This is a genomic window from Phyllobacterium sp. K27 (assembly GCF_054796155.1).
The window spans coordinates 1,848,827-1,867,977 of the sequence record NZ_CM139240.1 but is presented as its reverse complement, the minus strand read 5'-3'; the positions used below and the strand labels follow the sequence as shown (position 1 = coordinate 1,867,977).

General features: G+C 52.3%; 20 protein-coding genes. 13 read left to right on the top strand and 7 right to left on the bottom strand.

Translation table 11 applies throughout. From position 1 onward, the window contains the following. Positions 1-2: 2 nt before the first annotated feature. Both ACYJL1_RS09055 and ACYJL1_RS09050 read left to right on the top strand, forming a co-directional pair. Positions 3-800: a transglutaminase family protein gene (locus ACYJL1_RS09055; protein WP_460895105.1), complete on the top strand. Its 798-nt coding sequence runs from the start codon at positions 3-5 to the stop codon at positions 798-800. A 30-nt stretch (positions 801-830) separates the two neighbouring features. Next, positions 831-1,571 carry a peptidase gene (locus ACYJL1_RS09050; protein ID WP_460895104.1) on the top strand — a complete coding sequence of 247 codons (741 nt, stop codon included), beginning with the start codon at positions 831-833 and terminating at the stop codon, positions 1,569-1,571. Positions 1,572-1,576: 5 nt separating this feature from the next. Here ACYJL1_RS09050 and ACYJL1_RS09045 read toward each other — a convergent pair whose 3' ends face one another. Then, the gene (locus ACYJL1_RS09045) at positions 1,577-3,493 is read right to left on the bottom strand and encodes a L,D-transpeptidase family protein (RefSeq protein WP_460895103.1); all 1,917 of its coding nucleotides are present in this window, start codon (positions 3,491-3,493) and stop codon (positions 1,577-1,579) included. A 289-nt stretch (positions 3,494-3,782) separates the two neighbouring features. On the opposite strand from ACYJL1_RS09045, the gene ACYJL1_RS09040 reads away from it, so the two are divergent. Next, the gene (locus tag ACYJL1_RS09040; RefSeq protein ID WP_460895102.1) at positions 3,783-4,394 is read left to right on the top strand and encodes a L,D-transpeptidase family protein; all 612 of its coding nucleotides are present in this window, start codon (positions 3,783-3,785) and stop codon (positions 4,392-4,394) included. Position 4,395: 1 nt separating this feature from the next. Here ACYJL1_RS09040 and ACYJL1_RS09035 read toward each other — a convergent pair whose 3' ends face one another. Next, positions 4,396-4,773: a gamma-butyrobetaine hydroxylase family protein gene (locus ACYJL1_RS09035; RefSeq protein ID WP_460895101.1), complete on the bottom strand. Its 378-nt coding sequence runs from the start codon at positions 4,771-4,773 to the stop codon at positions 4,396-4,398. A 231-nt stretch (positions 4,774-5,004) separates the two neighbouring features. Between ACYJL1_RS09035 and moaA the strand changes: the two genes are divergently transcribed. The 8 genes from moaA to ACYJL1_RS08995 all read left to right on the top strand — a co-directional run bounded on the left by moaA (position 5,005) and on the right by ACYJL1_RS08995 (position 11,455). Next, complete coding sequence (gene moaA, locus ACYJL1_RS09030; RefSeq protein ID WP_460897987.1) at positions 5,005-5,994, top strand: GTP 3',8-cyclase MoaA; 990 nt, start codon at positions 5,005-5,007, stop codon at positions 5,992-5,994. 131 nt (positions 5,995-6,125) lie between these two features. After that, on the top strand, positions 6,126-7,004 hold the full coding sequence (locus tag ACYJL1_RS09025; RefSeq protein WP_460895100.1) for a DMT family transporter: 879 nt from the start codon (positions 6,126-6,128) through the stop codon (positions 7,002-7,004). A gap of 2 nt (positions 7,005-7,006) precedes the next feature. Then, positions 7,007-7,636: a molybdenum cofactor guanylyltransferase MobA gene (gene mobA, locus ACYJL1_RS09020; RefSeq protein ID WP_460895099.1), complete on the top strand. Its 630-nt coding sequence runs from the start codon at positions 7,007-7,009 to the stop codon at positions 7,634-7,636. After that, complete coding sequence (mobB, locus tag ACYJL1_RS09015) at positions 7,633-8,142, top strand: molybdopterin-guanine dinucleotide biosynthesis protein B (protein ID WP_460897986.1); 510 nt, start codon at positions 7,633-7,635, stop codon at positions 8,140-8,142. Before mobA ends, mobB begins: the two co-directional genes overlap by 4 nt. 235 nt (positions 8,143-8,377) lie before the next feature. Continuing rightward, positions 8,378-9,169 (top strand): ABC transporter substrate-binding protein, encoded by a 792-nt coding sequence (locus ACYJL1_RS09010; RefSeq protein ID WP_460895098.1) that lies wholly within the window; start codon positions 8,378-8,380, stop codon positions 9,167-9,169. 103 nt (positions 9,170-9,272) lie between these two features. Then, positions 9,273-9,986, top strand: coding sequence for an ABC transporter permease (locus ACYJL1_RS09005; RefSeq protein WP_460895097.1), 714 nt, complete (start codon positions 9,273-9,275; stop codon positions 9,984-9,986). Beyond that, the gene (locus ACYJL1_RS09000; protein WP_460895096.1) at positions 9,983-10,816 is read left to right on the top strand and encodes an ABC transporter permease; all 834 of its coding nucleotides are present in this window, start codon (positions 9,983-9,985) and stop codon (positions 10,814-10,816) included. Before ACYJL1_RS09005 ends, ACYJL1_RS09000 begins: the two co-directional genes overlap by 4 nt. A gap of 18 nt (positions 10,817-10,834) precedes the next feature. After that, positions 10,835-11,455, top strand: coding sequence for a glutathione S-transferase family protein (locus tag ACYJL1_RS08995; RefSeq protein WP_460895095.1), 621 nt, complete (start codon positions 10,835-10,837; stop codon positions 11,453-11,455). A gap of 9 nt (positions 11,456-11,464) precedes the next feature. Here the strand turns inward: ACYJL1_RS08995 and ACYJL1_RS08990 are convergent, their stop codons facing one another. Next, positions 11,465-13,918, bottom strand: a complete 2,454-nt coding sequence (locus ACYJL1_RS08990) for a penicillin acylase family protein (protein WP_460895094.1) — start codon at positions 13,916-13,918, stop codon at positions 11,465-11,467. A gap of 58 nt (positions 13,919-13,976) precedes the next feature. Between ACYJL1_RS08990 and ACYJL1_RS08985 the strand changes: the two genes are divergently transcribed. Further along, entirely contained in the window at positions 13,977-14,846 is an 870-nt protein-coding gene (locus ACYJL1_RS08985) for an NAD(P)-dependent oxidoreductase (RefSeq protein ID WP_460895093.1), read from the top strand. A gap of 19 nt (positions 14,847-14,865) precedes the next feature. Here the strand turns inward: ACYJL1_RS08985 and ACYJL1_RS08980 are convergent, their stop codons facing one another. The 4 genes from ACYJL1_RS08980 to ACYJL1_RS08965 all read right to left on the bottom strand — a co-directional run bounded on the left by ACYJL1_RS08980 (position 14,866) and on the right by ACYJL1_RS08965 (position 17,255). Next, a complete protein-coding gene (locus ACYJL1_RS08980; protein WP_460895092.1) occupies positions 14,866-15,345 on the bottom strand; it encodes an Lrp/AsnC family transcriptional regulator in 480 nt (159 codons plus the stop codon). 109 nt (positions 15,346-15,454) lie between these two features. Continuing rightward, positions 15,455-16,075 carry a uracil-DNA glycosylase family protein gene (locus ACYJL1_RS08975; RefSeq protein ID WP_460897985.1) on the bottom strand — a complete coding sequence of 207 codons (621 nt, stop codon included), beginning with the start codon at positions 16,073-16,075 and terminating at the stop codon, positions 15,455-15,457. A 14-nt stretch (positions 16,076-16,089) separates the two neighbouring features. Further along, positions 16,090-16,701 carry a glutathione S-transferase gene (locus ACYJL1_RS08970; RefSeq protein ID WP_460895091.1) on the bottom strand — a complete coding sequence of 204 codons (612 nt, stop codon included), beginning with the start codon at positions 16,699-16,701 and terminating at the stop codon, positions 16,090-16,092. After that, positions 16,698-17,255: a thermonuclease family protein gene (locus ACYJL1_RS08965; RefSeq protein ID WP_460895090.1), complete on the bottom strand. Its 558-nt coding sequence runs from the start codon at positions 17,253-17,255 to the stop codon at positions 16,698-16,700. The genes ACYJL1_RS08970 and ACYJL1_RS08965 overlap by 4 nt, the downstream gene beginning before the upstream one ends. Before the next feature lie 243 nt (positions 17,256-17,498). On the opposite strand from ACYJL1_RS08965, the gene ACYJL1_RS08960 reads away from it, so the two are divergent. Then, positions 17,499-19,022 carry a sensor histidine kinase gene (locus tag ACYJL1_RS08960; RefSeq protein ID WP_460895089.1) on the top strand — a complete coding sequence of 508 codons (1,524 nt, stop codon included), beginning with the start codon at positions 17,499-17,501 and terminating at the stop codon, positions 19,020-19,022. Positions 19,023-19,151 lie beyond the last annotated feature (129 nt).

The following is a 19,151-nucleotide window of genomic DNA, read 5'->3' as shown; positions in this document are numbered from 1 at the left end:
CCATGCTTCTGAATATCCAGCACAATTCCCATTATCGCTATGATGCGCCGGTTCACTACGCTATTCAGCGGCTGCGTCTTCATCCGCAAAGCTCTCCCGGTCAGAAAGTAATCGACTGGGCTGTGACGGTGGAAGGTGCCACGCAGGAGGCAAATTATCGCGATGGCTATGGCAACCGGACCATGCTTATAAGCGTTGATCGCGGCACCGAGGAGCTTGTGATCCGCGCAGCGGGGCATGTCGAAACAGACGACAGGAGCGGCGTCCTTGGCAAGGTCTACAACTTCATGCCGATCTGGCTTTACGAGCGCGAAACGGAACTGACGACGGCTGGTGATGCTATCAGAGAATTGGCCGCTGGATTGCCTGCCAAGTCGGACCGGCTGGAAACTTTACATGAACTGATGGGAGCGTTGAACCGGAAGCTGGTCTATACGCCCGGCTCAACCACCATCAACACGACAGCAGAAGAAGCACTCCGGCTCGGGACTGGCGTTTGTCAGGATCACACGCATGTATTCCTGTCGGCCGCCAGACTTTTGGGCATCCCTGCCCGCTATGTTTCCGGCTATCTGATGATGAACGATACAATAGAGCAAACAGCCAGCCATGCCTGGGCCGAAGCACATATTGACGGACTGGGATGGGTCGGCTTCGACGCCGCCAACGACCTTTGCCCTAATGAGACCTATGTCCGTATTGCCTGCGGCCTCGACTACCGCGAAGCAGCCCCTATTTCCGGAATTCGCTTTGGACCATCAATCGAATCGCTTGCTGTCGTGGTCAATGTGGAGCAGTAATCGCTCTTCTATTCGAACTTGGGATTCGCTATGACTTATTGCGTCGGGCTCAAACTGGACCGTGGACTTGTGTTTATGTCTGACACAAGAACCAATGCGGGCGTCGACAATATTTCGACATTCAAGAAAATGTACACTTGGGACAAGACCGGCGACCGGGTGATCACGCTTCTATCGGCCGGCAACCTTGCGACCACGCAGGCTGTTATCAGCGTACTTAATGAGCGGACAAAAACGCCCTCTGAACGCTCTCCTTCAATTTACGAAATGCCTTCCATGTTTCAGACCGCCAGATTGGTCGGAGACACCATTCGCGACGTCATCCATCAGGTGGATAGCGGTGGGCAGCGGGCCGATTCTTTCGGAGCTTCAATCATTCTCGGCGGCCAGATAAAGGGCGGAGACCCACGCCTTTTCCTCATATACCCCGAGGGAAACTTTATTGAATCCACGCTGGACACGCCATTTTTTCAGATTGGCGAGCACAAATATGGCAAGCCGATCATCGTGAGGTCTTATGATCCAGCAATGACTTTCGAGGAAGCGACAAAACTTCTGCTCGTTTCATTCGATTCCACGTTGAAATCGAACCTGACCGTGGGCCTGCCCCTTGATCTGCAATTTTACGAGTCAGACAGTTTCCGCCTCGGCTTTGAGAAGCGTATCGAGCGCAATGACCCCTATTACGAGATTATTTCGGAAGGCTGGTCGCAAGCTTTGAAACTTGCGTTCCAAAGCTTGCCGCCATTTGAAATCAAATCGGGCGATTAATCCGGTTAGAGATTTGCTGTTTGTACAGTATCGGCCTGACGAACGGCCTGTGTCTTGACGAGTGCCTTTCCGAGATGGGCGTCGCGCTCATAAACATCATCATAATAATGAATTTGCCCCGTCGCCGCATCCGGCCAGGCTGTGAAGTAGGAGACATAAACGGGAAGCTGTGATTTCACCTTCACATTACGCTCGTTCTTGCCAAAATATTGCTTCAGCTCTTCAACAGGCATTTCAAGCACGGCCGCAGCCATATCCCGCGGACGCTCCAGACGGATGCAGCCGTGGCTCAAAGCACGCATATCTTTTTTGAAGTACGATTTGGCAGGTGTGTCATGCATGTAGATGTCATGGCTGTTTGGAAAAAGTATTTTCAGTTCGCCAAGCGCATTGTCGAGGCTTGGCTTCTGACGAATGCCAACGCCACCGCCATTTGATGCAACCTGTCGCCAGTTGACCGAACTTGAGGAAACCACGCGGCCAGACTTATCGTAGACCTCATAGCCGCTCTTTTCCAGATAGGATGGGTTGTTCAGGATTTTCGGCATCATCTCGTTGAGAATAATCGAGCGCGGAACCCCCCAAGAGGGATTGAATACCACTGTTTCAATCGTATCGTTGAAGAAATAGGTTTGGTTTCTCGGCGATCCGACAACGACGTTCATCGAGAGTTTTTCAGTGCTGTCGCTGAAATATTGGGCGCGATATGCAGGCTGGTTGATGAAGACATAGCGATTGCCAAAGTCGCGAGGCATCCAGCGCATACGCTCCATCGAATAGAGAATCCGGTCACGCTTGGATGCACTGCTCTCCCCCTGAAGTGACTTGATCGTGGCATTGCCGATGATCCCGTCTACCTGCCGCCCCTGCGATTTCTGGTAGTCCTTAACAGCCTCGATGAGGCTTTCATCATAGGTCTCAGCATTTTCATTCGCCTGCAGGATCGCGTCATGCTGGAGAAGATAATCCTTCGGTGCCTTTGCCCTGATAAGAGCAACAACGTTCTTTAGCTCGGCATTGCTTTGGCCGGGTCGGATCAATGTGCCGGGCGCAATGCGAACAGAGGGGCCAGCAGTATCAGCAATTGTGTGCAGATTCTGCTTCAGCTCCGTGTACCATTTGCTTTGCGGCTCAAACCCGGACAGCACGGCGGCCGGATCGGCAGCCGAGGCGAGCTGACCTATAACGACACGTGGCTTCACATTATCCGTATTCAGATCATGAAAACCGCTTAGACGATTAGGATTGACGCGGCCATCCCCCTGATCCATCGCATAACGGAGAGCCCGGGCGGAGAGCGAAAGTTCGAACGCGGCAAGTTCCTTCAAGCGAGCAGGGATATCGCTCCGCTCATAATCGTCACCCGGTACTTTTACAGCATAGTCTTGCGGATCAAGTCCGCTTTCCGCTGCCTTTGCAAATAGCGCAACAACTGCCTTGGCTTTTGGCGTAACATCATAGGAGACTGTCCAGATTGGATGTTGGCCCGATGCGTAATATGCGACAATCGCATCAGCGATATCTTTTTCCGCTTTCACATGCGCTTCGCGAAGATGATCAATCTTCAAACCGAACTGGTCCATCTCCATGGAAGGCGCAACGCCGGTGCCGACTTGCGCAGATGCTGTCAGTTGCGGGTCAACCTTGCTCAAATCGATCTGAACCAGTGCTTCCGGCTTGTAATTATAGTTCGTGGGCGCTGTAACGGTTACGCGTTTGATCGGCGCACGTGGCGCGGGAGCAGAACTCTGATCTACATTAACCCTCGGCGCTGGCGGCGTGACAGGCTGTGATTGTACGCGGCGATTAGGGAACAGGAGTTCCATAAGATTATTGGCCGCCGATGCTTGTGGTACGGCACTCGCCGTTGCCGACAGCATTGCGGCCAGAAAGAGTGCCCGTTTTTTCGAGAAAGAATTCATAGTGCTCGCCCAGCTGGAACAGTCTCGCCCGCAATTAAATGCAGGCAGTCAATTTGATATCGCTCCAGTTTCGACACATCTTGTTTAGATTGTTTTAACAATGCCCCGCCCCCGGCAGTTTATTCTCCGGTGACGCATTTGAGCACGTCACCTTGGTTCAAAGGTTAACGTGATTCAATGTCCATTTCATTTTGATTCACTACACGACGAGTTGATCATGGGCGTTCTTTTCTCGAACATGCAATAATGTCACAGTACAAGCGATCAAAACATCGAATTGGGGGATACGATGAATAGATTTTACCGCGTTTTTCTAGTATGTCTTGGCGTTTTTTGTCTAAGTTGCTTTGGTGCAACAGCAAAACCGCTGAAGAATAACCTTGTCGTGAAAAAAATTAACAACAACAGACCTCAAGTGCAATCGACACAATATAAGTCGGACTTTTCGCCAATCACACGAAAAAGTGTTTCTTTTCCTTCCAAATATTCAGCCGGAACAATCGTTATACGCACCGGAGAACGGCGCTTGTATCATGTGACATCAGCAGGCCGTGCAACGGCCTATGGAATCGGTGTCGGTAGAAGCGGGTTCACCTGGAGCGGCAGCAACAGAATTTCACGAAAGGCCGAATGGCCAGGCTGGACGCCGCCAGCACGCATGCGTGCCCGTGAAGCCAAGAAGGGTCGCATCCTTCCTGCCTATATGCCGGGTGGACCGAACAATCCGCTTGGCGCAAGGGCCTTGTATATTGGTTCGACAATCTATCGCATTCACGGAACCAATCAGCCATGGACGATCGGTCGGGCCATGTCGTCCGGCTGCATAAGAATGGCGAATGATGATGTGAAACATCTTTATGCCAAGGTCGGTATCGGCACGCGCGTCGTCGTTTTGCGGTAGTTTATGAATGCTTCCGACTGACAGGCTCGCGGGCAAGACCTTTCTGTGTAAGCTCATCGAGATATGCCTGCCAGCGCATGTCCCTGTTTCGGCCAAGATCAATGAGATAGTCCCAACTGAACAGGCCCGTATCATGCATGTCATCGAAGGTGATCCGCACGGCGTAATTGCCAATCGGTTCCATCTTGGCAATCTCGACATTGATTTTGCCGGGAACGGTCACGCGCTGCTCGGGAGAATGCCCCTGCACTTCCGCTGACGGCGATGCCACACGCAGTAACTCGGCGCTCAAATCATAGCGCTCGCCATTATCAAATGTGATCGACAAAGATTTGCGATCCTTGCTGACACGCAGTTCCTTTGGCCAGGCATCGGTCATTCCTGATATCCTTGTTTTCATTTGGTGTAGGCGTTGTCGTCGGCTGCTGCAAGCGGCAAGACACGACCTCATAATTCCGCTGATCGGTATAAGCAAATGCGCGCAAACGCCTCATCCGGTCGGGCATTGACGAGATATGCAACAACTGGACAAGTCTTTGATGCCGCACTATCTCTAGGGTCAGGAGGAAGCTCTTTGGCAATATTCGACCAGACGCCAGCACAGACATCGATGATCGACCCTTTCGGGCGGACGATCAATTATCTGCGCGTGTCGGTAACGGATCGCTGCGATTTCCGCTGCACCTATTGCATGTCGGAACATATGACGTTCCTGCCGAGAAAAGAACTTCTGACCCTTGAAGAACTGGACCGTCTTTGCACGGCCTTCATCGAAAAAGGCGTGAAACGGCTAAGGCTCACAGGCGGAGAGCCGCTTGTCCGCAAGAATATTATGCACCTTATCAGCGAGCTTTCCCGACATTTGCGTTCCGGCGCTTTGGAGGAGTTGACGCTGACAACAAATGGCTCACAGCTCGCGCGGTTCGCGGATGAACTGGCTGACCTTGGGGTAAAACGCATCAATGTATCGCTGGATACGCTCGACGCGGCTAAATTCAAGGCAATCACGCGCTGGGGTGATCTGGACCGCGTCATGGAAGGCATTGACGCTGCGCAGAATGCAGGAATCAAGATCAAGCTGAATGCCGTAGCGCTTAAAGGCTTCAACGATCTCGAAATTCCGCACATGATCCGCTGGGCGCATGGACGCGATATGGATCTGACCTTAATTGAAACCATGCCCATGGGCGAAATTGATCTCGACCGCACGGATCAATATCTGCCCCTGTCGCTGCTCAGAGCCAAGCTGCGTGAAGAGTTTACCCTGAACGACATTCCCTACAAGACCGGCGGCCCTGCCCGCTATGTCGAAATTCCCGAGACGGGTGGTCGCGTTGGCTTTATCACGCCGATGACCCATAATTTCTGCGAAAGCTGCAATCGCGTCCGCCTGACCTGCACCGGCACGCTTTATATGTGCCTTGGACAGGAAGATGCCGCAGATTTGCGGGCGCCCCTGCGGGCATCCGAAGGCAATGAACTTTTGAGCAATGCAATCGATGAAGCTATTGGCCGCAAACCAAAGGGCCATGACTTCATTATCGACCGTCGACATAACCGTCCGGCAGTTTCCCGCCATATGAGCGTGACCGGCGGGTAAATCCAAAGATTCCGCATGCGTAGCGTCGCTTTCGTTGATATATCAATGGAAGCGATTCTGGAGGAGAATCGTCCTGCCCAGCGGAAGTAAAAATCTTGGCGCTATCTCCCAACATGCGCGGAAGTCTGTCCATGGCTATTGGCATGGCGTGCTTCACTTTTAATGATGCGACAGTCAAATTGGTCGCCGAAGAAATGAACATGGGACAGGTCATGCTGGTCCGCAGTTCAATTGCCACGGTATTGATCGTGGCCTTGGCCTGGCATCAGGGCATGCTTACCCCAATCCGGCAAGCTCTTCACAAGATGACGATATTGCGCGTTATCGGCGAGGTCATCGGAACAATAACCTTTCTTGTTGCTCTCGTGCACGTTCCGCTTGCTCTGGCATCTGCCATTCTTCAGTCACTGCCGCTTGTGGTCACACTCGGTGCTACACTGCTTTTCGGCGAACCTGTGGGGTGGCGTCGATGGGGCGCTATCGTGATAGGCCTCGCAGGGGTTTTGATAATCGTTCGCCCGGGCCAAGAGGGAATGAGCCCTTATGTTCTGCTGATTGTCATCACAGTGATTTTTGCAGCGCTACGTGATCTTGCAACGCGGAAAGTCCCGAAAACCATTCCTGTGCTCATGATATCCGCCCTGACATCGGTTGGCGTCGGCATGGCCGGTGCGGCCATGATTGTACCTCTGGGCGGCTGGACACCCATGTCGGCCACAAACATATTCCTGCTGGTCCTGGCTGCCTGCTGTGTCATGGCTGCCTACCATTTTCTTATCCTTGCGATGCGCGAAGGGGAAATTTCCTTCGTTGCGCCCTTCCGTTACACGAGCCTGCTGTGGGCAATTTTGCTTGGCTTTCTGTTTTTCGGCGATTTGCCCGATATGCCCATGATCATCGGATCAATCATTGTCATTGGCAGCGGGCTGTATACGCTTTACCGTGAACGGATGGTGAGCCGCGTCAAGCCGGCGGCGACCGCAGCGGCATCTTCGCCCGACGGAGTTTGACCTTGAAAACAGCGGGTATCATTCTGGCGGGCGGACAATCGCGCCGCATGAATGGGTCTGACAAGGCTCTTTTGCCCTTCGGTACGGGCCGACTGATCGACCACGTTCACCAACGCCTTGCACGTCAGCTGCCGATTATTGCCGTGAACACCAACAGTGATTCTGCGCATTTTCACCATCTCGGCATTCCGATCATTCCCGACAGCATTGCCGGATTTGTTGGTCCACTAGCTGGGATACTGGCCGGGATGGAATGGGCCGCAGCACAGAGCGATGGCTTCTCGCATATATTGACTGTTGCGACCGATACGCCGTTTTTCCCGGATGATCTTCATGAGAGACTGAGCCAGCAGGTCGTCAATGCACCGGATGCGATAGCGATTGCATCTTCAGCCGGGCGTATTCATCCCGTTTTTGGCCTGTGGCCGATTTCATTGCGCGGTGAACTCCGCGAATGGCTGGCTGATGACGAGAATCGCAAAGTGATGAACTGGATTGATACGCACCCGCATAAGAGCTTTGAGTTTCCGCTGACGGCGACGCAAACAGACCAGCCGATCGATCCGTTCTTCAACATAAATACGCAGGAAGATATTCTCGAGGCACAAAAACGATGGACGAATTCAACATGATGAATCGCCTGTTCGGCATAACTGGCTGGAAAAACTCCGGAAAAACCACCCTGACAGTCAAACTGGTTGCCGAGTTGACGCGGCGGGGCTGGAAAGTCTCGACGATTAAACATGCACATCATGATTTCGACATCGACAAGGAAGGCACAGATTCTTATCGCCACCGCAAAGCCGGGGCCGGCGAAGTTGCGATTGTTTCCGGCCGTCGTTGGGCGCTGATGCACGAACTGACGAATGAGGATGAGCCATCATTATCCACAATTCTGGAGCGATTTTCGCCCTGCGATCTCATATTGATTGAGGGATATAAACGCGAGGGGCATAAGAAGATCGAGACAAGACGTCAGGAAGGGCGCTCAGGCGAGCGCTTGACAGCCGGTGACCCGACGATCGTGGCTATTGCCAGTGACCACCCCTTGAGTGAAGAAACGGTTCCGGTTTTTGATCTTGATGATGTTAGCGGACTTGCTGATATGATCGAGCGTGAAACGGGACTTCGTATTTGACGTGTTTGAATATGTCCTTTCACGCCATGCGTGCGAAATAAAAATATAGAGGTCGAAACAATCGAAATTTTTACGGGCAAATTCGTTAAACGGCACACGATTCCCGGTTGCTTTTCCTTGAAAACTAGTGGGAATATCCGTGCCAGGAGCAGTAACGTAAACTGCGACTTTGCCCGGAAGGCTGTCCAGAAAAAACAGGGGAACAGCCGGGCCCATAAAAGAGAGGTTCAAATAAATGCGTACAACCAAGCGTCTCGCAATCGCGATTTCCGCTGCAGCGCTCGTCCTTACCATGGGTGCAGCCCATGCACAGGACACGTTGAAGATCAAAATCGCTTCCGAGGGAGCTTACCCTCCTTTCAACAATCTGACTTCAGACGGCAAGCTTGAAGGCTTCGACATCGATATCGGCAAGGCGCTGTGCGAAGAGATGAAAGCAGAGTGCACTTTCGTCACGCAGGATTGGGATGGAATGATCCCTGCCCTTCAGGCTGACAAGTTCGACGCTGTTATCGCTTCCATGTCGATCACGCCGGAACGCCTGAAGCAGGTCGATTTCTCCAAGAAATATTACAACACTCCGCCAGCAATCGCGGTACCGAAGGACTCGGATATCAAGGATGTCACCCCGGAATCGCTCGAGGGCAAGTCCCTTGGCGTTCAAGGTTCAACGAGCCATTCCAACTTTGCCGAGGCCAAATATAGCGGCTCTGACATCAAAATGTATCCGACTGCCGACGAGTATAAGCTCGACGTTTCAAACGGCCGTATCGACGCAGTGATGGACGACGTGGTTGTGCTCAGCCAGTGGGTGGATAGCGAAGCTGGCGCATGCTGCAAAATTCTCGGCACAATCACCCCAGTAATTGCAATCCACGGTGAAGGCGCTGGCGTAACTGTCAAAAAGGGCAATACAGCGCTTGCAGACAAGTTCAGCGAAGCGATTGTAGCCATCCGCAAAAACGGAAAGTACAAAGAAATCAACGACAAGTACTTCAAGTTCGACGTCTATGGTGCAGAGAACTAAGATAAAAAGTTGATCTGATATGCAGATGGCGGATAAGACTGCCATCTGCGAACTTACAAAAATGACGGGTTGGGGAATTGCCCGCGAGATATGAAAGTTGCCTATGGAAGGCTCAATAGCACTCTTGGGGTTTGGCGAAGGCGGATGGGGCCTGAGCATAGCCAGCGGAATTCTTGTCACTGTAACCCTGGCACTTGCCACCTTGCCTTTGGGATTGGCGATTGGCTTTTTCGTCGCCCTCGGAAAGCAGTCGGAAGAACCTTCGCTCAAACTCGCCGCCAACATGTACACAACCATATTTCGTGGCTTGCCTGAACTGTTAACACTGTTTCTGGTTTATTACGGTGGGCAGATCGGCGTTCAAAAAATCGGTCAGTTACTCGGCTATACCGGAGCCATAGAGATCAACTCGTTTATCGCGGGCATGTTCGCCTTGGGCACGGTGTTCTCGTCCTATGCGAGCGAAGTTTTCCTCTCTGCATTTCGCGTTATTCCCAGAGGTCAATATGAAGGCGGCTATGCAATAGGCCTTTCCTACGGGCAAACCATGCGCAAGATTATCCTGCCGCAATTGATCCGTATCGCTCTGCCCGGTCTGGGCAATCTCTGGCTGATATTGCTGAAAGATACCGCGCTTGTGTCGGCCATTGGTCTTGCGGACATTTTGCGTCAGACTTCCGTGGCAGCACGTGTGACGAAACACGCTTTCCTGTTCTACGGAACTGCATGTCTTATTTTTCTTGTCCTCGGCATTCTTTCGTCTTTCGTCATCGGCGGTATTGATCGTTGGGCGGCCAAGAGTGGGGCAAAGAAATGACCGATAACGCGATCTCCCCCTCAGCGGCCATCCAGCGCCCCCCTTCGCCCCCAAAGCCTTGGACGAAAACACGCATTACCGGTTATGTACTCGTAGGACTTTGGACGGCATTGATCGTCGGTCTGGTGTATTTTCTCTATAGCGCTTGGGACATAGAACTCGTCAGCAAATACGCTCCGACCTATTTGTCGGGGCTATGGACCACCATAAGCCTCGTTCTATCGTCAGTTATCATCGGAGCAGTCCTGTCGATTCCGGTCGCGCTTGGACGGATGAGTAAAAACTGGTTCATCTCATCCATCGCCTATTTCTACGTCTACTTTTTCCGCGGAACCCCGCTGATAGCACAGGTTTTCCTGATCTATTACGGCCTGGGATCGTTCAACAAAGAACTTCAGGCAATCGGCCTTTGGGGATTCTTTCGTGAGGCCTGGTACTGCGCATTGCTGTCCTTTGCACTCAACACCGCCGCCTACCAGGCCGAAATCCTGCGTGGTGCCATTCGGAGTGTTTCGCCCGGACAATGGGAGGGCGCAGCCTCCTTGGGCATTTCCAAGTTCGTGACATTCCGCAAAATCATCCTGCCTCAGGCGTTGATCGTTGCTTTGCGGCCCTATGGCAATGAGTTGATCCTCATGATCAAAGGTTCAGCGATTGTGGCACTGATTTCGGTCTATGATCTCATGGGCTATACCAAACTGGCCTATTCACGTACCTTTGATTTCCAGACCTATCTGTGGACTGCAATTATCTATCTATTGCTGGTTGAAGCTCTGCGTCACTTATGGGACTGGGTGGAACGCCGCATTACCCGCCATCTGGTCCGTTAAATCATAAAGAGAATCTCAATGCTCAAAATCTGGGGTCGTACAAATTCGACCAACGTCAAAAAAGTCCTTTGGATTGCCGAAGAAGCAGGCATCGCCTATGAGAACATCGCAGCTGGCGGCGCATTTGGCATAGTCAGCGATCCGGAATATCGCGCCAAAAACCCGAATGGGCTGGTGCCCACACTGGAAGATGGCGACTTGATCCTTTGGGAAAGCAATACAATCGTCCGCTATCTTGCTGCGCAATATGGCGGTTCGGAGCTTTTCATTGCCGATGCCGGACAGCGTGCAAAAGCAGAAAGCTGGATGGATTGGACAACATCCACGCTTGCACTTCCGTTTCGTGACCTGTTCTGGAACGTGGTCCGCCTGACACCAGACAAGCAAGATCACGCGGCCAAGGAAGCAGGTTTTCAAAACTGTAGCAAATTATTTGCGATGGTGGATGAAGCGCTGGCATTGCAGCCTTATCTGTCTGGCTCAAAATTTGGCATTGGCGACATTCCCTTGGGTTGCTTTGCTTATGCATGGTTTGAAATGCCCATTGATCGCCCGGACCTGCCACACCTCAAGGATTGGTATGAGCGGCTGAAAGCGCGCCCCGCCTATCAGAAATCCGTGATGACTCCCCTCACTTGAGGAGCGTCATCAAGGATTCAAGCGCCAGATCCCCTGTAAGCCGTCCTGATAGACGGCCTCATCCGTCGAAATCGTTATTGCCTCGATGTTCGACCATTTTTCCGCAAAATCACGATAGTTGGACGAGAAAACATTGCCCGACTGGCCAGTCGTCTGGATATAGGTGGACCGGTTGAGATCGGAGAGATCGAACAAGCCGCGATAGCTTGAACCATGCGTCGCGCGATAGGGATTGCTCTCGTCAGTGAATGTTGATTTGCCCCGATCCAACGTATAAGCGCCACCCGAAGCAGGCACAGTGACGTTGAACAATCTATCGAGCGGACTGACCTGAGCAAACGGGCGGTGGCTACTATAGGCATAATGCAGCGCGCCCCAATTCCATTTCGTGCGATCACTGCCCAGTCTCGTCTCAATATCCTTCAGCGCATCGCCGAGTGAAAGCGCCAGCACGTCCCCGCAACTCTCTTTTTCCGGTGTTCGCCCATCATCGCACCAATCACGCCCCGGATTTGGTCCAAGCCAGCGCATCATGGCATCGACGCGGCTCTGCCAGTAAGACGGGAAGGCATCGCCCAGATCGTCTTGGAGAATCCGTTTTATCGCAAGCCGCAGCCAGGCATTGAACAAGAGCGGTTCGGTGCGCGTACGATCCTCAACAAAGTCCCATTCTTTCAATTGTTTTATCGCGCTGAGATCGACATCATCCCGGCCCTCTACCAGTTCAAGCATGACCGGAGCCAAAGCAGCATAAGCACCGGCATAGACATCGCCCTGCACTACCCTGTTTGTTTCCAGCGTTTGCTGATTGGCATTGTAGATCAATGATTTGATCCGCTCAAAGCGCCATGGTTCATCCCAATCAAAGGTCAAGAAGTGCGGGTAGCTGGCATCAATCATCTTCGTATTGGCAGTGGCCAAGACATTATCCGCAGGATTATAAACGCGCGGCAATTCTTCATAGGGAATATAGCCTTTCCAATCATAGATCGCATCCCAACCGGGGGACGGCGCACGGCCCATGATTTGGTTTGCAGGATCGCGAACCGGAACTCGACCCGGAGCAATCATTCCGATATTGCCGTCAACATCTGCAATGACCATCGATTGCATCGGCGTAACATAATCGGCCATTCCGTTCTGGAAATCCGATACACTGGCAAAATCCCAGAGCCGGAATCCGGCGGCAATCGTCTTGTCATCACCCGCAAGCACAGTCCACGCAAGTGATGCAACGGTCCCATCCGCCAAATAGTGATCAAGGCCGCGATAGTCCGATGGAAGAACCGGGCCATGACGCGTAATATGTCTGTCAAAACTGACGGTTTCACTGCCTTTGACGCGAATCTCCACCCGTTCCTTCTCAAATGGGCGGAATCCTTCGGGTGTCTGATATTCTTCTGGATTGGCCGGATTGATTTTCTCGATGAAAATGTCCTGAACATCAGACCCTGTATTGGTAAAACCCCAGGCAAGCTTGTCGTTGCGACCAAGCAGCACCAGCGGCGCGCCGGGAAGCGTGACACCAACCAGGTTTTTCGCTGTCCCATCTGATTGCTTCACCTGAAGATGCGCGAGATACCAGATGGCGGGTGCGGTCAAACCCAGATGGGGATCATTGGCAAGGATTGGCTTGCCAGTAGCAGTACGGGCTCCGCCAACGACCCAATTGTTGGATGCGCCGGTGGACATGATCTCATCAAGCGCAGCAAATCGCTTCTCCGCTTCCATCGCACCTGTCTTGATCGTTCCTGTCTGCAAGCCAAGTAATTGCTGCAAATTCGGCAGTGGCGGCGGGGTATCTCCGCTGACGGGAGGTAAGAGATCAGCGATCTCCTGCTCATTCATGCCAAGACGGGCGAATTTCAGTCGCAGCACCTCGTCATCAATATTGGCCGCGAGCGTAACCGACATCAGCTTCAGCGTTACGATGACATCGGCGGCGGTCCACTGCTCGGGGAAATGCTGCAGAATGACAAATTCCGGTGAGTATTTCGCCCCAAAAGAAGGCCCGGCTCTATCGATGAACGCATTGATGCCGCGCACATAGGCATCCACTTTTTCCCGATCTGCGGGTGCCAGTGAATCTGCCGAGCTTTGAGCGGATTCATACAGACCGAGCGTACGGATGAACACATCGGTCGAAATGGTTTTGTCACCGAAAAGTTCTGACAGGCGGCCGCGTCCCGCCATGCGGTTGACCTCCATTTGCCATAGGCGCTCCTGCGCATGCACAAAACCCAGCGCGCTCAACACGTCTTCAACAGAGGAGCCACTGATATGGGGCACGGCATGTTTATCACGGGTGATCGTAACTGGACCGGACAAGCCGGCAATGCTTGTTTCACCGGTTGCGGGTGCAACAGAACCCGCAAGCCAGACATAAGCAAAGATAAAAGCGAGAAGAGTGAGAGGTATAAGCGAAAAAACAATCCAAAGCAGGCCTTTGATGATGCGCCGCAATATTCTAACCTCCGCAAATCGACCTGATTGAAGGCCATAAGACAGAGGAATTTACGGAATGGCAAGTGTTGCATTTATTGGTCTGGGCGTCATGGGTTACCCGATGGCGGGGCATCTGAAAACACGGGGCGGTCATGACGTGACAGTCTTTAACCGCAGTAGAGAAAAGGCCAGCAAATGGTCGGAACAATTCTCCGGATCACATGCCGACACGCCTGAAAAGGCGGCAGAGGGCAAGGATTTTGTCTTCTGCTGTGTCGGGAATGATGATGATCTGCGCTCGGTAACGATAGGCGAGAATGGCGCTTTTCACTCCATGAAAAAAGGCGCGATTGTTATTGATAACACCACAGCATCAGCGAAGGTTGCGCGCGAACTCAGCGCCGAAGCGACAAAGCGCGGGTTTCATTTTCTGGACGCACCCGTTTCGGGAGGACAGGCGGGCGCTGAAAACGGCGCACTGACAGTTATGGTCGGCGGCGAAGCGGCGGCTTTCGAAAAAGCCAAACCCGTCATCGAATCTTATGCAAAAATGGTCGGCTTGATGGGTAATGCGGGTGCCGGCCAATTGACCAAAATGATCAATCAGATTTGCATTGCCGGTTTGGTTCAAGGATTGGCCGAGGGCATCCATTTTGGCAAGAAGGCAGGACTTGATATCGAAAAAGTCATCGAAGTCATTTCCAAAGGCGCTGCAGGCTCCTGGCAGATGGAAAACCGCCACAAGACCATGAATGCCGGTAAGTATGATTTTGGCTTTGCCGTTGACTGGATGCGTAAAGACTTGGGCATCTGCCTTGCAGAGGCGGACCGCAACCAGGCAAAGTTGCCGGTTACGGCGCTCGTTGACCAGTTCTACAAGGATGTTCAGGTGATGGGCGGGAATCGCTGGGATACGTCATCCCTGCTCGCGCGGCTGGAAAAGTAGCCAACCGCGCGACAGAGGATCAATTCGATTCCTTGTCGATACTCATATATTCCAGCGGCAATTCGGTGGTGTATTTGATCTGCTCCATGGCAAAGGCAGACGATACATCCCGAATGTCGATCTTGCTGATCAGACGCTTGTAGACAGCATCATAGGCCGCGATGTCAGGCACCACTACGCGCAGCAGATAGTCGACATCGCCGCTCATGCGATAGAACTCGACCACCTCGGGGAACTCCTGCACAACTTCCGAAAAGCGCTTGAGCCATTCATTATTGTGCGCGCCTGTCCGGATGGAAACAAACACCGTCACCCGCGTATTGACCCGGACCGGATCAAGAATGGCGACCCGGCGCTGGATTACGCCATCTTCTTCAAGCTTCTGGATACGCCGCCAGCAAGGTGTCGTCGACAGTCCAACTTTCTTGGCAACATCAGCAACTGCCAGCGTGGCGTCTTCCTGAAGAAGGCGGAGTATCTTTCGATCGAGTCTGTCCATGTTTGCTTACCCCTTGGAATGGGATACTTTATGAGCTGATTAATAGCCATCGTACAAGAAAATTATTCCAATCTTTTTCAATTATAAAAAATTTTCATCCGAAAACGGGTCAAATTAGATTCTGAACCGTCTGTTGGAGCACTGGCAGAACATCTTGCGCGAACCATGGATTTTTTTTCAGCCAACCGCTGTTACGCCAGGATGGATGGGGGAGAGGCAGGATTGCGGGAGAGGCTCGGTCATTGAAATATTCGTGCCAGCTGCGCACCGTATCGGTCATGCTGGCTTTGCGGTGTGAACCGAGATGATAAGCCTGCGCATATTGCCCAATGGTGAGGATTAATTCCACTTGTGGCATGGCTGCAAAAAGTCGGTCGTGCCAGATTTCGCGACATTCCCGGCGCGGCGGCAGGTCTCCGCCTTGCTTGTCATAACCCGGAAAGCAAAAACCCATTGGAACAATGGCAAATTTGTCCGGATTATAGAATGTTTCGCGATCAACACCCAGCCACTCACGCAGTCGCTCCCCGGATGGATCATTGAACGGAATGCCGGTATTATGAACGCGAATACCGGGAGCCTGCCCGCAGATAACAATGCGCGCGATGGACGAAGGCACACAGACCGGATTGGGTTCATGAGGCAAAGGCACACCATATCGCGGTTCGTCGCGACAGATCCGGCAAGCCTTTATAGCCGCACTCAGATTATCCAAACCAGTGAGACCCACCGTAACAGCCAATATCAGGCCTTAGCGCTCGGGCGGCTGGAAACCGCCTCATGCCAGCGTTTCAAGTTCTGGAACTCGTCAGGCATGGTTATCTTGGCGGGTTTCAGAAAGTCGACACTGACAAGCAAGGTTATATCGGCAATTGAAAAATGATCTCCGGCAACAAATGGATTGGTTGCCAGTTGCTCATTCAGTAAAGCCATGAATTTCACGGCCTTGGGTCGATTTGCCTCGCCCCATTCCGGAATTTGCGGAAGCTCCCATTCCGCCATGGCTGGGTGAGTATGCCGGAAGGCCGACGAGACTGGTCCGAAAAAATTCAGTTCAACACGCCGGTTCCACATTTCAATATTTGCTTTGCCGAGTGCCCCTTCGCCAAATAGAGGCGGTTGCGGGTGCAACTCTTCAAAATATCGGCAGATCGCGACGGATTCGGTAATAACGGTTCCATCATCAAGTTCGAGAATCGGCAACCTCTGCAAAGGGTTGAGCGATTGTATTTCGTCCGAGCGATGCCCCATTGCTCCCATATCGACCGGCACAAGCGGTATGTTCAGGCCTTTTTCAGCCAGAAATATGCGTGTGCGTCTGGGGTTGGGTGCACGGCCTCCATCATATAATTTCACCAGATACCTCCCAGTAATCGAACACCCCACGCGATGACCATATCAATCGCTTCCGATATGGGGTTCCGCTTAGGTTGCAATGTTTCGGTAGCGCCATCATGCGCTCTACGCCAATCCTGCGGTGTTTCAAATGTATCCGCCCATATGCCAATCCTGCGTCCACGGGCGAGCAGCTCCGCATCACGATAATCGCCATAGGCTATAGCCTGGCCCGTTTCGACCATAATACGGTTGACGTTGTTCTGGCCAGCAAAACAGGTTGCTAGAAAGCGATTAAACTTGTCTCGCCCCTCTCCCTCACACCGCACTTCTGTTCTGGCAACGAGCTTTTGCAGAGATTGCCGGGCGATCTGCCCGCAATTGCGCAGTAATGGCTGCCTGCCACACATTTGATCAAGCTCCGGAGCATCAATGCCCTTTAGCCGTATACGCTGCTTCGAGATTACCAATGTGTCTCCGTCAATCACGTAGGCATTGCCGGACAGGTCAACGGCTGGTGGTCTATGATCAATACGTGCAACGAGCAACGCCACCAATCCGAAGAAAATGAGCATCAGGCAGATATCGACAAATTTGCGAATGGCCGAGCGCGGTGCTGACCGGTTTGCTGACCATCTTCGAGAGGGGCGAAAGCGCCTCCTCACGATATGCACGCTTGATAAAGTCGTTTCATATTTACCTTTATCGCACAGAATAGATTCGCTTTTCTTACCGCAATCAAGGCCGTTTTAATCATTTATGAACGGGCTTGCGATGCAATGCACCCACTTGGCATTTATCCACCCGGAATGAGGCTTATGGCACTACTCGACGCAGGCCATGCAGACAAGAACATAGTTGACCGGCGCAAACTGCCGCGCAACCGGGATATGTCCATGGTTGTTCGCAGTGCCCGCGAGCGCCTCATGCAACGTACAAAAACAATGCATTTCGACCGCGAATTGCTGTTCATGCACACGCGCGCGTTGATCATCAATGCTGCCACTATTCCCCTGCTTATTGCCATCGTTACCGTGACCAGCATCTTTGCCGGCTTTGGCCAGCAAATGATTATATGGGCTTGTTTCAGCATTTGCCTTTATGCCCTGCTTGGTGTGCTGGCACGCCAGATCAATAAAACCAGTATCAGTGATACCCAAATCCCCCAATGGCACCTTGCCTATCTGCTTGGTCACTTCCTCACAGGCATCGGGTGGACATATTTCATATTTCTCCAGTGCGAAAGCTGCGGGATCAATCAGTTTTCAATCATCAAAGCTGTGGTTCTCATTCTTGCCATGGCCATCACAGCCGTATTTTCTTCCGCCCTGCGCCTGGCAGTACCAGCCACATTTACCCTCCCTATCCTCACCTATATAAGCACCGTATCCGGTAGCCTTGCCGATCCGGCTCAAGCGACGATGGTTGTGATGCTGCTGGCCGGGTTGATGTTTTTTTATCTCGTTGCCACGCGCCTCAATCATTCGGTGGTTTTGACCTTGGCTCTTCAGGCCGAAAAAGATGCACTGATTGCTGAACTTGAAACTGCAAATGCCATGTCCGATGAAGGCAGACGGCAGGCAGAAGAAGCAAACCTTGCAAAATCACGCTTCCTAGCCTCAATGAGCCATGAACTGCGTACGCCGCTCAACGCGATTCTCGGTTTTTCGGAAGTCATGGTCAGAGAAGTATTGGGGCCAATCGAAAACGCTACATACCGGGAATATGCTGGCGATATTCATGCTTCGGGTGAACATCTTCTCAATCTTATCAATGAGATTTTGGATCTGAGCCGCATTGAAGCTGGCCGCCACACGCTCAATGAAGATGCGGTGATGCTTGCCGACGTTGCCGATGAGTGCATTCGCATGATGTCTTTGAAGGCACGTAACAAAGATATAACACTCGTTCCGCAATTCGAGTCCGGCATGCTTCCCATGATGGGCGATGAACGTTCCTTGCGGCAAATCCTGCTCAACCTTATGGCTAATGCAGTGAAATTTACGCCATCAAACGGAAAAATATACGTGAAGGTCGGTTGGACTGCGGGCGGCGGTCAATATCTGTCGGTTCGCGACACCGGGCCCGGCATACCGGCTGACGAAATTCCCATTGTCCTGTCTGCCTTTGGTCAAGGGTCGATTGCGATCAAGACCGCTGAACAGGGAACGGGACTCGGGCTACCCATCGTTCAAGCGCTTGTTCACGTACATGATGGCGAGTTTCACCTCTTCTCCAAGCTTCATGAGGGCACAGAGGCCCTCGCAACTTTTCCGCGAAGCCGCGTTGCTTTATCCGGTGCGAAAGACAAAACTTCAGCACAGCCTCAAAAAGCGGCCTAGAAAACTCAAGTTCTGGACATTCGTCCTGTTGTTTTTCCTGTTCTGCGGCGCGCCAATGCACACTCAGTCGACGCCAGAATCAGCAAAGAATTCTGATTGAAAGACCCGTTTCGAGCGGGCCTTTCCCAT